Origin of the sequence: Thermosipho sp. (in: thermotogales), assembly GCF_020054775.1 — a bacterium.
GTDB classification, from domain to species: Bacteria; Thermotogota; Thermotogae; order Thermotogales; family Fervidobacteriaceae; genus Thermosipho; species Thermosipho africanus.
Map to the genome: position 1 here is coordinate 1 of NZ_JAIHAP010000040.1, position 15,369 is coordinate 15,369.

The 15,369-nt window shown below is 32.2% G+C and carries 11 protein-coding genes; 3 read left to right on the forward strand and 8 right to left on the reverse strand.

All coding sequences use genetic code 11. The features are described from left to right. From JG780_RS07375 to iorA, 8 genes are all read right to left on the reverse strand, one after another. The coding region (locus tag JG780_RS07375; protein WP_287569851.1) for an AAA family ATPase at nucleotides 1-2,649 on the reverse strand (2,649 nt) is incomplete at its 3' end. After that, complete coding sequence (locus tag JG780_RS07380; protein ID WP_004100881.1) at nucleotides 2,639-3,796, reverse strand: metallophosphoesterase family protein; 1,158 nt, start codon at nucleotides 3,794-3,796, stop codon at nucleotides 2,639-2,641. The genes JG780_RS07375 and JG780_RS07380, both read right to left, overlap by 11 nt. Nucleotides 3,797-3,816: 20 nt before the next feature. Further along, on the reverse strand, nucleotides 3,817-4,455 hold the full coding sequence (locus JG780_RS07385; RefSeq protein WP_287569854.1) for a TIGR00153 family protein: 639 nt from the start codon (nucleotides 4,453-4,455) through the stop codon (nucleotides 3,817-3,819). A 15-nt stretch (nucleotides 4,456-4,470) separates the two neighbouring features. Beyond that, nucleotides 4,471-7,401: an alpha-amylase family glycosyl hydrolase gene (locus tag JG780_RS07390; RefSeq protein WP_287569856.1), complete on the reverse strand. Its 2,931-nt coding sequence runs from the start codon at nucleotides 7,399-7,401 to the stop codon at nucleotides 4,471-4,473. 43 nt (nucleotides 7,402-7,444) lie between these two features. Next, a complete protein-coding gene (locus JG780_RS07395) occupies nucleotides 7,445-8,362 on the reverse strand; it encodes an inorganic phosphate transporter (RefSeq protein ID WP_012579896.1) in 918 nt (305 codons plus the stop codon). 65 nt (nucleotides 8,363-8,427) lie between these two features. After that, nucleotides 8,428-9,339: an inorganic phosphate transporter gene (locus JG780_RS07400; protein ID WP_287569862.1), complete on the reverse strand. Its 912-nt coding sequence runs from the start codon at nucleotides 9,337-9,339 to the stop codon at nucleotides 8,428-8,430. A gap of 134 nt (nucleotides 9,340-9,473) precedes the next feature. Then, the gene (locus JG780_RS07405; RefSeq protein WP_114703112.1) at nucleotides 9,474-10,088 is read right to left on the reverse strand and encodes an indolepyruvate oxidoreductase subunit beta; all 615 of its coding nucleotides are present in this window, start codon (nucleotides 10,086-10,088) and stop codon (nucleotides 9,474-9,476) included. Continuing rightward, a complete protein-coding gene (gene iorA / locus JG780_RS07410) occupies nucleotides 10,088-12,016 on the reverse strand; it encodes an indolepyruvate ferredoxin oxidoreductase subunit alpha (RefSeq protein WP_287569858.1) in 1,929 nt (642 codons plus the stop codon). The genes JG780_RS07405 and iorA overlap by 1 nt, the downstream gene beginning before the upstream one ends. 270 nt (nucleotides 12,017-12,286) lie before the next feature. Between iorA and JG780_RS07415 the strand changes: the two genes are divergently transcribed. Genes JG780_RS07415 through pduL form a run of 3 tightly spaced genes read left to right on the forward strand, consistent with a single transcriptional unit; the run spans nucleotide 12,287 to nucleotide 15,234 of the window. Continuing rightward, the gene (locus JG780_RS07415; protein ID WP_287569860.1) at nucleotides 12,287-13,561 is read left to right on the forward strand and encodes an ArsB/NhaD family transporter; all 1,275 of its coding nucleotides are present in this window, start codon (nucleotides 12,287-12,289) and stop codon (nucleotides 13,559-13,561) included. Nucleotides 13,562-13,563: 2 nt separating this feature from the next. After that, the gene (gene yqeH / locus JG780_RS07420; RefSeq protein ID WP_012579900.1) at nucleotides 13,564-14,640 is read left to right on the forward strand and encodes a ribosome biogenesis GTPase YqeH; all 1,077 of its coding nucleotides are present in this window, start codon (nucleotides 13,564-13,566) and stop codon (nucleotides 14,638-14,640) included. A gap of 3 nt (nucleotides 14,641-14,643) precedes the next feature. Beyond that, nucleotides 14,644-15,234 (forward strand): phosphate propanoyltransferase, encoded by a 591-nt coding sequence (pduL, locus tag JG780_RS07425; protein WP_004100903.1) that lies wholly within the window; start codon nucleotides 14,644-14,646, stop codon nucleotides 15,232-15,234. Nucleotides 15,235-15,369 lie beyond the last annotated feature (135 nt).

The following is a 15,369-nucleotide window of genomic DNA, read 5'->3' on the forward strand; positions in this document are numbered from 1 at the left end:
GGTAGGCTCATCAAGTATATAAAAATCTGATTTTGAAAGGATCTTTGAAAGAGCGGCCCTAATGGCAATTGCAACACTTACCTGCTCTCCACCTGAGAGCATCGAAAATGTTCTCTCTACTGATTCTTTAAAATTTTTTAGAATAACTTCATAATCATTTTCCGCAGAGAATTCTATCATTTCTACTTTCCCGGTCATTATATTGTAGTTTACAGTTGAAAGATTAGAAATCTCATCTGAAATCCTGTGAGATACCTTCATTCCCAAATCTCTTAATTTTTCTCTAAATTCTTTTGTCAATTTTTTCTTCTCTTCTAAAAAATTTCTCTTAGATTCAAGCTCTCTTTTTTCATTTTCAAGCCTTTTCTTTCTTTCTCTTTCCTTAATAAGAAACTTTACAGTTTCCTCTAATTTTCCTACTTGCTGTGAAAACTCTGACAATTTTTCATTTCTTTTATCAATATCTACAACTAAATTATTTTTTTCACGTTCTATTTCTTCTATATTGTGAATCTTTTCTAATTCTTTTTCAAGAATACTAGCCGATTTTTGACTTTCTTCTATCTTTTTCTTTGTATCTTTAATTTCTTCTAATATATCTTCTAGCATCTGAGCTTCCTTTTCAAATTTTTTATACATATCAAAATCTTTTCTTAACTTATCCATCTCTTTTTGTTTTTCTTCTATAGAGTTCATTGTACTTTCCATATCTTTTTCAATATCACCATATAATACCAGGCTTTTTTCAACTTGCTCTAGTTCCTTTGAGGTTTTCTCAAAACTTTCGTTAAATAATGATATTTTTTCATTTATGTCCTTTAACTTTTCATCTTCTTCTACAATTTCTCTTAAATATTTTTCATGTTCTTTTTCAATGCTGTTTTTTCTCTCTTTTGTGGCTGAAATTTGCTTTACCAAAGATAAATATTTTCCCTCATATTCTTTCTTTATTTTTTCCATATCTTCATAGTTTTGAGTTTTAAGAATATTTTCTATACTCTTTATACTTTCCTTTTCCCTTTCAATTTCCTCAAGTTTTAAATTTATATTAGAAAGTTCTATTTCTTTTTCTTTTACATTTTTCTCTAACTCTTCCCTTTTTTTCTTTAAATCTCCTAACATTTTTAAACTCTTTTCAAGTTCAGATATTTCCTCCTCTATTTCTTCCTTTTCAACGATATATACCTCAAATCCTCCTTTTTCCTTTACATTTTTACACTCTTCCTTCAATATCGGACATATCCCACTAGATAATTCACGACTTACATTTTTTATATTTTCAAGTCTTGCACGCAAATTTGCAAGATCTTGGACTAATTGATCTTCATAACTTATATTTTTCTTTACTTCTTCTATCTGTTGCATTAACCTTGAAATCTCATCTTCAAGCAACTTCCTATTAAAAGAAAGCTTTTCTTCTTCTGAAATTTTTAAATATTTGTGTTGTAATTCTACCTTTAGTTTCCCTAGATCTTCATATCTTTTATTAAACTCCTCTATTTCTGCAGAAAGTTTAGATTGATCATACAAAAGATTTTTCAAATATTCATCTAACTTAAAAATCTCTTTTTTTAAATCACTAATTTTTTCAGCCTTTTCAGCTATTCTTTTTTCAATTTCTACCTTTTTTTCTTTTAAACTACTAATTTGAGATTCTAATACACTTTTACTTTTTTCTAATTCATTCCTTTTATCTTGAAGCGTTTCTTTTTCACGCTTTTTCCCTTGAAGTTCCTTTTGATTGGTATTTAATCTTCTTACCTCTTTTTCAAGCTCTAAATACATTTCATATCCTTTTTTTGTTTTTTCTACAATATCCTTGGCTTTTTTTGCATTCTCTAATCTTTTATTTAAATCATCTAATTTGCTATTTAAATGTTCTTTTTCTTTTTCCAGCATTTGCAAGTCCTTTTTTATTCTTTTATAACTTTCTATTATATCCTCTAAACTTTTTTGTCTTTTTCTTAGGTTCTGTACTTCTGCTCTTAGGTTCTCTATCTCATTTTTAACTTCTTCTAATTTTTCTTCATGTGATTTTATTCTTTCCTCTAAATCAGCAAATTCCTCGCTTTCAAGTTCTAACTTTATCTTTTCTAACTCAACCTTATTAACTTCTAAGTCTTTTTCATAACTTTGCTGAACTTTAAAAAGTTTGTCGGATATCTCTCTATACACATCTGTTTCAAATAATCTATCAAATAACTGCTTTCTCTCAGCAGGTGTTTTTGAAAAAATATCCGTAAGTTGATTTTGGTAAGTATATATTACTTTATTAAACACCTCTTCGTTAATTCCAACAATGGTTTTAATGTATTCTGAAATATCTTCTTTCCCTTCATATTTCAAGCTTCCATCTTTTGAATAAAGACTTGATTTGCTTTGTCCTATACTTTTTTCCAAAACGTATTCTTTTCCATCGCTTGCAATAAATTCTACCTTTATTTGAGCCTTTTTACTTCCATCATTTGTAATAATAGAATTTAACGTTCCGCGTGGTGATTTTGAAAAAAACGCAACACTCAATGCCTCAAATATTGAGCTTTTCCCCGTTCCATTTTTTCCAAGCAAAAGATTAATACCTGGTTTAAATTCAAATTCTCTATCTTTATGCACCCTAAAATTTTTCAAACAAACCTTCTTAATTATCATCTTTTTCACCCTCAAGTAATTTGTTTAAAAACTCGTCAAATATATCTATCAAATCCTCTTCCCTCTCCATTTTCTTTAAAGTCGAGATAAGTTTTGATGTATCATCTGCATTTTTTGAAAAAATATTTCCCCATGACTTAATAATCTGTTTTTCAATTTCTTCTTTGCTAAGATTTTTAAGTTGATTGCTATTATATACCTGACCTTCAAAAATCACCTTCACATTTACCTTTAATGCTCCCTTTGATAGTAACTCTACCTCAATCCAACCAACATTAGGATATCTGCCTGATGCAGAATTTATCTCAAGGTTTATTATCTCTCCTTTTTCAACATCCAAATTTGCCACAAAATCTTTGTAATTATCTATACTGATTCTATATGTGGAAAGTTTTCTCTTTTTTGATGGATAAAAGGTATATTTTCTTGAATCAGTGTCAAAAATTATATAGCCTTTTTGCTCCTTTTCGTTTAAATCCCAATATTCAGGAGCGCCAGGTATAAAAAAGAATGGATTTGTTGATGGGTATTTATAAAAGGAGTGAAAATGACCTGCGGCAATATACAAAACTTTATTTGAAAAAGCATCAATGACTTCCTTTGTCACGCATCCTGGAAGCAGAGTATCAGATAAATCATTAACAATCGCAGTGTGTACAATAACTATATTATTTTCTTTATCTAAAGATTGAGACAAATCTTGCAACGCCTTTTCATTTAAATTAGATTGATATGAAACTCCAAAAAATTTTATTCCATCAATTTCTATTGGTACAAACTTAAACTTTTCACCATCTAAATAAGACTTTGGAAATATTGCAAGGTCTTTTTTTTCAAGATACCATATCCAAGACTCTTTATATGAAGAAACCTGATCATGGTTTCCCTCAATAGCCAAAACTTTAATTTCATTTTCCTTTAAAACATTTAAAAGTTTTTCTGCTTTATACAATGTTTCAGGAGAAATATCATTTTTATCAAACAAATCACCGGAAATAATTACCAAATCGACTTTGTTTTTAACAGCTTCATTAACTATATACTCTGCCGCTTTAAAATAGTCTTCATACCTTTCATTAGAATATAACCCGACACCCCCAGCAGGTCTTCTATCAAGGTGCCAATCAGAAGTATGTAAAATTTTCACAAAATCACCTCAAACAAACCTTATACTTTTCTCTTATACAATATTATCTGAATTCTATCAGAGACATCCTCAGATGTATCTGATATGTCTGCTATCCTATGAACCAAATCTTTCAACTGAATTTTTTCAGCAAGAGGTATATCAAGTGAAAAGATCTTTCTAATAGTACTCCTTTCTATCTCGTCTGTTTCATGTTCGAATCTTTCTGTTTCTACAATCATCTGACTTGCCTTTTCAAAATCTTCGAACATTTCCTTTGCAGCTTCCTTTAAAGCTTTGTAAGTTTCAAGTGATTTTGATATTAAAGCTTTCAAGTTTTCGTGAATCTCTTTTGGAATGGTTAAATCTTGCAGATCTATCTCGTCTGCAACGCTTTCTGCCTTGTTTGCTATCCTATCAAGTGCTTCTATTGTTCCAAGAAGATCCCCTCTAAAATTTGGTAAAAACGCACCTGAATACATTTCAAGTTCTGCTTTCCTTCTTATTTGATCGGCTGTTGTTTCTGCTTTTCTTACTTCTTCAGCTAATTCCTTATATTTCTCTTTCTTTTCTTCAAAAATAAGATCCTGGAGCTTTACTATCGTATTTTCAACTGCATCAAGATGCTGTCTAAAAAGCTCTATAACCACCTGCTCTTTTTTTCCAAAAAAAAGGCTCATATATTTTCTCCTCCTTTACTTTACAAATATATAAATTTGCCTTGGATTTATCGTCCAACTTGTATTCTGTAAAATCATTTCATCTTTTGCTCCAAATTCATAGTTGTCACCATCAAAAAATGCATACCACACCCATTTATACCCTTCTGGAACTTCGTATGTATTTGAATACGTTAGATCAAGGTTAATTAATACAAGAACATCCTGGAAGTTATTCGACTTTTTCAAAACATACAAGTTTTTCCAATCTCTCTCAATCGTAGTACTTCCAAAAGCAAGTGCCGGATAATCTTTTCGTAAGTTGATAAATTCTTTAAAAAAGTTTAAAATAGAATACCCATTTTCTTGTTCTTCTACAGACACTCCATCATCTGGATCATCGTATATTGCTCCATCTTCATTAGCACTTCCTTCAGTAATACCTTCGTAAAACTCTTTTGTCCAATAAGTTTGACCGTTCCCTTTTTGATCCTTATACCATTGCATTGGCTCACGCACAGGTATATCCCATGGTTCTGAATGCCACTTCCATCCCCTAAGTCCTATTTCATCACCATAGTAAATAGTTGGCATGCCTGTTAATGAGAGTAGTAAAGCATTAACTAGCAAATATTGTTTTGTGGCAGATATTACATCTCCCTGATATTTACTATCTACAAGCTCAGAAATAAATCTGTCAAGATCATGACTATCAATAAATGGAAAATGAAAAACATTTAAATTATACAACGAGGAATCAACCCAACTAATAGAGTCTGAAATTAAGTTATCTCTCCCTTCAAAATTTCCTCTCAAATTGTACATAAAACTAAAATTAAACACAGGCATTGGAGCAAATTTTAAAAGAACATTTGAATCTCCATCGTAAACCTCACTCACAACTATTGCATTTTCCCCAAGTTTATCTTTTATATAGTCTTCTATCTCTTTTGCAACGCTTGCTGACTGTTCAATTCCATCGCTCCAGTCAAATCCATAATAATGTTTTGCTGCATCTAATCTAAATCCATCTACTCCCATATCTGCCCAAAAATCTATTATTTTTTTCACTTCATCCATTACTTTAGGGTTGTCGTAATTAAGGTCCGGCATTGATGAATCAAACAATCCAAAATACCACACAGTTTGTCCTTTTGAATTAACCTTATAATGCCAATGATTCTTATTTTGAGGCTCATCCAAGCTCATAATGTAATAGTTCCAATATGGAGAATTAGTAGTATTTTCAACTGCATCAAGAAACCATGGATGTGTATCCGACGTATGATTAACAACAAGATCCATTATTACCTTTATTCCATTTTCATTTAGAACCTTTATCATATTATCAAGATCTTGTAGTGTTCCATAATCTGGTTCTACATCATAGTAATCTTCAACATCATATCCATGATAAGATTTACTTTTATTAAATGGTAAAAACCAGACTGTATCTACTCCAAGAGATTTTAGATAATCTACCTTTTCAGCAACTCCACTAAAGTCTCCTACACCATCACCATCAGTATCAAAATATGAACGGATGAATAGTGTATACATAGTAGACGATGTAAGAGGAAGATTCAATGATGTTATAGTTATATCATCTCTTGAAATCTCATTAATCTTACTTTCAAATCCATTAGCAACTACTCTAATCGCAATTTTCTCAAGATCCCAAAATTGCCTGCCTGTGAATTCTGTTGAAAAAGAATTTTGTGTTAGTTGAGAAATTATTTCGTATTCATTGCTATTTATACCTTTTTTCAAAACTTCAAAAGTAACACTTGAATTGGTATAATTCCAATCCAACTTAAGCTCATTCGTATCAACGTTATAAGTAGCACTTATACTGTCAACACTTTCTAAATCTATAAGTTTAATATTTTCTTTTTTTAGAACAACTAATCCACTCTCTTTACCGTTGGCATAAACATTAATAGCGATTCCACTAAATTTATCGAATTCTTGCTTGGTAAAATTTTCTATTGTATAACTTTTCTCGCGTGTTTTTCCAACAAATTCATACAAATATTCTCCTTGTTCCTCTAATTCTTTATACACATAAAATTCTGCATTTGGATCTGAATAGTCCCAATTCATTGAAAGATTCCCTTCTAATTCATTTATCTCTCCACTTAAATTTGTTACAGGATCCACAAAAGGCAACTCAATTTGCGGAAATACAACTACTAATTTCGGTTCATTAACCTCTGTATCAAAGACTACATTAAATGTTAAACTTTTTGTCTTTGCTGGAAGCACTTCTATGCTAAATTCATTTTCAAGATGAACTTTTTCTGGTAACATACTTGCATCCTTTGATTTAAGATCAACTTCAAATTTTACAGTCCACATACCAGGGTATAATTCTTTATTAATTAAAGTGGAAGTACCCGTAATTGTTACAGGTACCTCTTCATAATCTTCTTGTGCTGTATCTTTTTTGAGGATCAACGTTGCCGATGTAATATCATAATTTTCATAAATAATATCGTCAATTTCAATTATTGTCCTAACTATTCCATTAACAAAAAAAGTTTCAATATTAACGATATTATTCTTCTCATCTATGATCTGATTAACTTTTTCCCCTGAAAAGATAACTAAATCTTCCTCATATCCTTTTACCTCAAATGTATAAGTTCCAGGAAGAAGTTCAATTTCAAAATAAATATTTGTTTTGTTTGTTGTTTCCTTAGTAAATACAATCTGATCATTTACATCCTTAACAGTAATAATCACTTTACTAAGATAATCAATAAAAGATTCTTTTGAAACATTCCACGTATTAGTAGTATCATTCTCAATAAATGGCGTATTAACATTTACTTTTACAAGGACCTTTTGCTTTGAATTTAGTATTTGGCTTTCGTTTTTAACTTCTGAAATACAACCAGAGAAGAAAATAAAAAGTGCTAAGATTAAAAGAAAAGTAAATCTAGAATACGACATCTTCTTTCTCATCTTACCCCTCTCCTTAAATCCTTTAAATTTTACGATATATTAATTAAAACATTTTCACTATATAGTATATCAAAAATGTAATAGCTCCAGAAATAACAGGCGTGTTTACCCACGCACTTACTATTTTTAAAATAATCTTTTTACTTGAAAGTCTAGAACCTCTTGCATAACCTGCACCGATAACTGCTCCAACAATTGCTTGAGATGTAGAAACTGGAATTCCCAAAAGCGCATAAATCCATACAGTAATAGATTCACCCAGCACAGCAATAGCAGATGAGTAATAATCAAGCTCTATTATTTGTGTACCAACAGTGTACATCACTTTATAGCTATAGGTTAAAACCCCAAGCGCTATACTTACGCCTCCCAATAGTGCTGCGTTTTGCACACCTATTGTTTTAGCAAAAACACCAGTAATATTTGCAACATTATTTGCACCTAGAGAATATGAACCATATGCACCTATAATAAGAGTTCCGTAAAAAATGACCTTTTCTTTCACATAAATGGACTTTATCTTGTTAAAAGGTACCGCAAAAATTTTGTATGCCAAAAAGCTAAATATTATCCCACCAATAGGTGTACCTATCCAGGCTGCAAAAAGTTTTACAAGAACGCCCCACTTTACATTTCCTTCTATTAAAGAAGTAACAATTAGTGATCCAACAATTGCTTGAGAAGAAGAAACTGGAACTCCAAGGTAAGTCATGGTAGTCATAGTTATTGCTGAAGCCAAAACAGAGATGGAGGCAAGTCCAATCTGACTTGACGAAATACTACTTATCGTTTCAATACCTTTAGCACCGTCAAGCATTGCCCCTAGAATGATAAATATCGCGGAAATAATTGTAGCAGTCCTATATTTAACTATCCTATTACTTACAGCTGTTCCAAATATATTAGCTGCATCATTTGCACCAAGCGACCATCCAAAAAATATTGCTGGTAGGATGTACAAAAAAATAGTTATCACCTCCATACAGAAGTGTATCTTTTTATATTACCACAGGTCAATTATTTAAATCAAAAAAAGATTTTTGAAAAATAATAAACAATAATTGTGAATAATCCTGAAAAAAGTGGTGTTGCTATCCATGTTGTAATAATTTGAAAAATAATCTTTTTGTTTGTAAGTTTTGAACCTCTTGCAAGGCCTGTACCAATTACTGCTCCAACTATCGCTTGTGATACAGAAACCGGTATTCCTATAACAGAATAGATCCAAACGGTGATAGATTGACCAAGGATAGATATGGCAGAAGAAAAGTAATCAAGTTCTATAATTTTTTTACTGACTGTATACATTACTTTCTTATTACTAAAAAGTGCACCAGCAGCTATGCTTAACCCTCCAACAAGAGCTGCCATCCTTATTCCTATTTGATTTGCAAACACTCCAGTAATATTTGCAACATTGTTTGCGCCTAAAGCATATGAACCATATGCACCAACTAGCAACGTAGAAATTACCAACACTTTCTCCCTAACCCAAAAAGATCTTATCTTATTAAACGGTACGGAAAGTATTCTATAAAGTAAAAAGCCAAAAATAATTCCTCCAACAGGTGTGGTAACCCAAGCAATAACCAACTTAACTAAAATTTTCCAATTAACATTGTTGTTTAATATACCTACAGCTAATATAGCTCCAACAATTGCCTGAGAAGATGAAGACGGAATACCAATTTTCGAAAGAATTAACATAGTTAAAGCTGCTGAAAATACAGTTATTGCTGCAAAATAAAGCGACATATTTGAAAAATTACTTATAGTTCTAATACCTTTTTCTCCACCAATTAATGCTCCTAAAAGTACGCATAATGCAGCTACTTTAGTAACCGTTTTGTATTTTAAAACCCCATTTTCAACTGAGGGACCAAATATATTGGCAGAATCATTAGAACCAAGAAGCATGCCAAAAAATATAGCAAACACTACGTACAAAAATCTTTCCCCCTTTCTCAAAAAATGGCGGTAATATTAAGGATATTAAAATTTTCTAATTTTGTCAAATTTAGATAAAAAAATATCGGGGAGAAATCTCCCCGATATCTTCAACACTTATATCCTTACTTTAAAAGTTCTTGAGCGGTTTTAATTCCCATATCAAAGGCTTTCATATTTAAATCAACTGCCTTCTTTGGAACACTAACCTTAATAACTTCTTTAATAGATTCTGGAGAAAGTGGAAAATCAGGAGTTTGAGTCAAAGCACCTATTAAAACAACATTGGTTGCTATTATATTACCTGCATCTTTAGCTATACTTTCTGCATCAAAACTTATATATTTTGCATTAAATCTATTCTCTACTATATCTTTTATCTGTTCATGAGATGGATAATTTGCAAGTCCCATAGCAACTTGTACTGGTTGTATTGGCCTAGAATTTGTAAATACAAGTCCTCCCCCTTTTAAATAATTTATGTATCTAAGTGCCTCTACAGGTTCAAAAGAAAGGATAACATCTGCTTTTCCCTCAGGTACCATTGAACCGTATACATTCTCACCAAATCTAACATATGAAATAACACTACCAAATCTTTGGCTCATACCGTGAACTTCTCCAACCCTTACCTTGTATCCTTCGTTAAGTGCCGCCCACCCTAAAAGGTTTGCAGCAGTTAAAATTCCTTGACCACCGACTCCAGTAATAACAATATTATATTCTTTAACGGCAACCATTATTCCGCCTCCTTTACCAATTCAAAAGCACCAAATGGACAAACTTGTGCACAGCTTCCACAACCCCAACACATCGTTGGATCAATCTTTGCTTTTTTATTTTCTGCATCCCAGAAAATAGCAGGACAACCAAATGTAACAATACATGTTTTACATCCTGTACACTTATCTGTGTTTACTTTATACAGTGGCAATTTCTCTTTATTCTTTCTTGCTTTACCTACTCTGTAAAGCGCACAAACTTGTCTTGATACAACAACACTTACTCCTTCAACTTCAAGAGCTTTCTTTATAACTTCCGTTGTTTTCTTTATATCATATGGATTAACAACTTCCACAAAATCAGCACCCATAGCCTTTACAACATCTTCAATTGGTATTCTCTTTCCAACACCATGTGGAGTCTCACCTGTTCCAGGATTTGGCTGGTCTCCAGTCATTGCCGTTATTTCGTTGTCTACTACAACAACCAAAATATTTGATCTGTTGTATATAGCATTTGCAATTGCCGGAAGACCTGTATGGTAGAATGTAGAATCTCCTATTGTTGCAACTACTACTTGTTTCTTTTCATATGTTTCTTCATTTTTTGCGCCATTTATCGCCACACTTAATCCATGTGCTACTCCAATTGAACCACCCATTGCAACTGTTGTATCAACCGCACTTAATGGAGGAAGTACTCCAAGTGTATAACAACCTATATCACTTGGAAATATTGCTTTCTTTCTTGTTGCTTTATTTATTGCAAAGAAAGAATTTCTATGGGGACATGCTGGACACAATGAAGGTGGTCTTGGAGGAAGAACACTACTAATTTCTTTATATTTTGCATCCAATTCTTCAAAGTTTATTGGGGTTTCAATCCCCAAAAATTTTGAAATTGCAATAACTGCACGTTTTGTGTCCATTTCATATATTCTTGGAACAATATTTTTACCATATATTGGTATATTTAACCCTTTATCATACGCCCACATCTTTATTTGTTCCTCAACAACAGGCTCAAGTTCCTCAACAATCAATACTCTTTCAAGTCCTTCTAAGAACGTCTCAACTAATTTATATGGAACTGGGAAAGGTGTTGCAAGTTTTAAAATCTTTACATCATCAATATTCAACCAAGAAAGCGCTTCTTTTACATATGCATATGAAAGCCCTGGTGCAATAATTCCAACCTTTCCGTTTCCTTCAATCTTGTTAAAAGGACAATTTGCAAATTCTTCACGTATTTTTTCAATGTTTTCAAGAATTTTTGGATGGAAATTTCTAGAATGTGCAGGAATATCAACAAATCTTTTTGGATCTTTTTCAAATTTTCCGTGTCTTCTTACTTTATTTACTATCTCGTCTGGAAGTTCTCCTAAGACAACATCTCCTCTCATATGAGAAGATCTAGTCGTTGTTCGAAGAATCACCATATGTTTGAACTTTTCACTAATTTCAAACGCATATTTTGTCAAGTCCTTTGCTTCTTGAACACTACAAGGTTCAAGAACTGGGACATTAGCAAATTTTCCAAAGACTCTTGTATCTTGCTCATTTTGAGATGACCACATGCTTGGATCATCTGCGACCATAACAACAAATCCGCCTTCAACACCCATTCCAACGGCACTCATGAATGTATCTGCGGCAACGTTTAAACCAACGTGTTTCATAGCTGTCATGGACCTAAGACCACTCCATGCAGCAGAAAGCGCCGTTTCAAAAGCAACCTTTTCATTTGTGGAATACTCCATGTAAACTCCTGCGTCTTTTGCAACTGCCGCCATAGTATCAGTAAGCTCAGAACTTGGAGTACCTGGATATGCCGCAAAAACTGCTATGTTTGATTCAAGTGCACCTCTTGCAATAGCATGGTTTCCAAGAAGCAAAATCTTCTCTCCAGGTTTGTTAAGTAATACCATATCAGTAACCTTTGCCATCTTATCACTCCCAATGCATAATTTTTTTCATTACCCACATTTATAATTTTCCAATAAATAAGACAAAAACGCAAATATATTCAGAATATAAATCAATCAATTTTTTAGGTATATCTACGATTTTTTAAGAATACCAGTTTTTTTAACAAGTTTTGAAAAGAATTTAACACACAAATTTATAATAGTTTTAACAAGATTGGTATATTTTAAGAGTTATAATAAAGAGTGTGGTCAAGATTATTATAATTTGGTTGCAGAGGGGGTAGACTCGTGGAAAAAATATTTGCAATAGCAATAGTAGCAATTGCATACGGTTATATCATCTTTGGAAAAAAATACAAAGCCCCTATTGTGTTTGGCCTTGCCCTCATAGTTGCTGCTCTTAAACTAGTAGAAGGTCTTGAACCAGAAAATATAAGCAGAGTAGTTGACTTTAACACATTAGGACTTTTGGCTGGTATGACGGTAATTGTTGAATTTTTAAAAAAGACAGGCCTTTTCCAATTTCTTGCAATTAGAATTGTTAAAAAGGGCGGGAAGAGATTCTTTTTAACAATTGTAGGACTGATGGCGCTGGTTGCACTTTCTTCTGCATTCTTAGACAACCTTGTAACAATCATCCTTATAGCCCCAATGATATTTTTAATTACCGACTCTCTTGGTCTCAACCCTATCCCATTTTTAATGCTGACTATAATAATAGATAATATAGGTGGTATGTCAACATTAATTGGAAGTCCTTTGAACCTAGTTCTTGGCTCGGTAAGTGGTTTAGGTTTTAATGATTTTATCAAAAACATGTGGTTTATTACAATAATAAGCTTTTTAATAACCGTATTTATGTTTAAAAAATACACAAAAGTCGATAAGTCCATCGAAGAAAAATTAGAAAAACTTTCTGATATAGATGAAAGTAGAGCAATTACAGATAAAAAATCTTTAAAATTTACTCTAACAGTTTTCTTTATAGTCTTATCACTCTTTGGACTCCATCAAGTAATAGAACTTGATCTTTCCTTTGTTGCTCTTTTAGGTGCAATAGCGGTTATGTTATTTCACAAAAAACAATTTAACGATATAAGTAATGAAATTGACTGGGATACTCTATTCTTTTATGCCGGATTGTACATACTCTCCTTTACACTAGAAGAAATTGGTATTACAAATTTACTTGCAGGTTTATTTAGTCCGCTTTCAAATCATCAATTTTTATCTATCTTTGTAATATTCTTATTTGTTTCAATTTCAATTCCGTGGCTCAGCGCTGTTCCAGGAACATTGATCATTGCACCTGTTATCAAAATTCTCATATCTTCCGGTTTTTCATCAACATTTTGGTGGGTGTATGCAATAAGTGCAAATCTTGCTACAAATTTAACTCCTCTTGGCGCTGTTCAAAATATTGTTGGAGTAAATCTTCTATCAAAACAAATTGGAAGAAATTTTTCATTTGGAGAATACATAAAATGGACTTTTAAACCTTATCTTGTTACCTCATTAGTAGGATTTCTATACATATTACTTAGAATCTATATTGGAGGTTAAGTATGAAATGTAGAGGTTGTGGTGCAGAGCTTCAATACACAGATCCAAAAAAACCAGGATATATTCCAAAAGAGATTTTGGAAAATGAACCTGATCCATTATGTCAAAGGTGCTATAGAATAATCCACTATGGAAAATTAACAGTACCTGTACAAGAAGAAATATTCTTACACCAAATCGATAAAGTTATTAAAAATTTTGAAAAAGTATTATACGTTATAGACATTACCGATTTTGAAGGCACGTATAGAAGTGAAATAATGGAGAAACTGCAAGGAAAAGACGTGTACTTTGCCATAACAAAGTTTGACCTTCTCCCAAGATCACTTTCCTCTATTGAAGCTCAAGAGTGGCTTAAAAAAAGATTAAATACAACTTCTGAAAAAATCTTCCTCACAAGTAGTAAAAATGGGTTTGGATTGAAAAAACTTGAAAAGTTCTTTAAAGACTCAAAAAAAGACATTTTAATCGTAGGAGTAACCAACGTTGGAAAATCTTCTCTCCTTTCAGCTTTTACAAAAGAGCATCCGACAATATCTCCATTTCCTGGAACAACCCTTGGAATAGTAAAAAGGAAAGTTTTTAACACCTACATATACGATACTCCAGGAATTTTGACAAATGACAGAGTCATAGATCTTTTATCTCCTGAGTGTCAGGCTAAAATACTTAAAACAAATAACTTAACTAGAAAAACTTTTAAAATTGACCAATCACGCGCCATCTTAGTTAGTGCTTTTTGCAAAATCGAGGTTGAATTTGATGGAGATAAAAAGCCAATTTTTCAAATATTTGCTCCTGAAAAAGTGACTTTTCATGAAACAAAGAGTGAAAGAGCAGATCAATTAATCCATCAAAGAGCAGGAGATTTATTGCAGCCACCATGTAAAAAAACTGATATGTCAAAATATAACTTTAAAACAGAAAGAATATTAGTCGATCAAAAGCAGGAAATTTCAATAAACGGCTTATGCTTTATCAACATTAAAAGAGGACCGTTTGTAGCCAAAATTACTGTTCCAGAAAATATTAACGTTACCTTGAGAGATAGATTACTAAAACCAAAAAGAGGAGGTTAAAAAATGAAAATCAAAGAACCTGGAATTATTGCTGGTGTAAGCAACAGACACGTTCACCTTTCAAGAGAAGATGTGGAAATTCTTTTTGGAAAAGACTACCAACTTACTCCAATAAAAGATCTAGGTCAACCTGGTCAATTTGCCTGTCAAGAAACTGTTATCATAGTTGGACCAAAAGGTGCTATTGAAAAAGTAAGAGTTTTAGGTCCAGAAAGAAAAGAGACACAAATTGAAATATCCCTTACAGATGCATTTAAAATTGGTGTTAGACCTCCTGTAAGAGATTCAGGAGACCTTGATGGAACACCAGGAATAGTAATTGTCGGACCAAAAGGCAGTGTAATTAAAGATAAAGGTGTGATTATAGCAAAAAGACATATTCACATGCACACTTCTGATGCAGAAAAATATGGTGTAAAAGATAAAGATATAGTAAAAGTTTTAGTTGAAAAAGAAGGCAGAAGACTTATATTCGACGATGTTTTAATAAGAGTTAGCGAAAAATACGCACTTGAATTCCACGTTGACACAGACGAGGCTAATGCTGCTCTTTTAAAGACTGGTGATCTTGTCTATATAATTGATGAAGAATAATTAAAGAAAATAATCTAGAAAAATCCCCTTCTTTTTTGGACTGAACCCAAGAAAAGGAACGAAATAAAAAACACCCCCGGAAGTGATAAAATATAACTATCTAGGGGGTGTTTTTCATTGGCAAAGAAAGGGCAA

Bases quoted from the DNA above. Each gene is read 5' to 3' on its own strand.
- JG780_RS07385 (WP_287569854.1), bottom strand. From the start codon at position 4,455: ATGAGCCTTTTTTTTGGAAAAAAAGAGCAGGTGGTTATAGAGCTTTTT.
- JG780_RS07390 (WP_287569856.1), bottom strand. From the start codon at position 7,401: ATGAGAAAGAAGATGTCGTATTCTAGATTTACTTTTCTTTTAATCTTA.
- JG780_RS07405 (WP_114703112.1), bottom strand. From the start codon at position 10,088: ATGGTTGCCGTTAAAGAATATAATATTGTTATTACTGGAGTCGGTGGT.
- iorA (WP_287569858.1), bottom strand. From the start codon at position 12,016: ATGGCAAAGGTTACTGATATGGTATTACTTAACAAACCTGGAGAGAAG.
- yqeH (WP_012579900.1), top strand. From the start codon at position 13,564: ATGAAATGTAGAGGTTGTGGTGCAGAGCTTCAATACACAGATCCAAAA.
- pduL (WP_004100903.1), top strand. From the start codon at position 14,644: ATGAAAATCAAAGAACCTGGAATTATTGCTGGTGTAAGCAACAGACAC.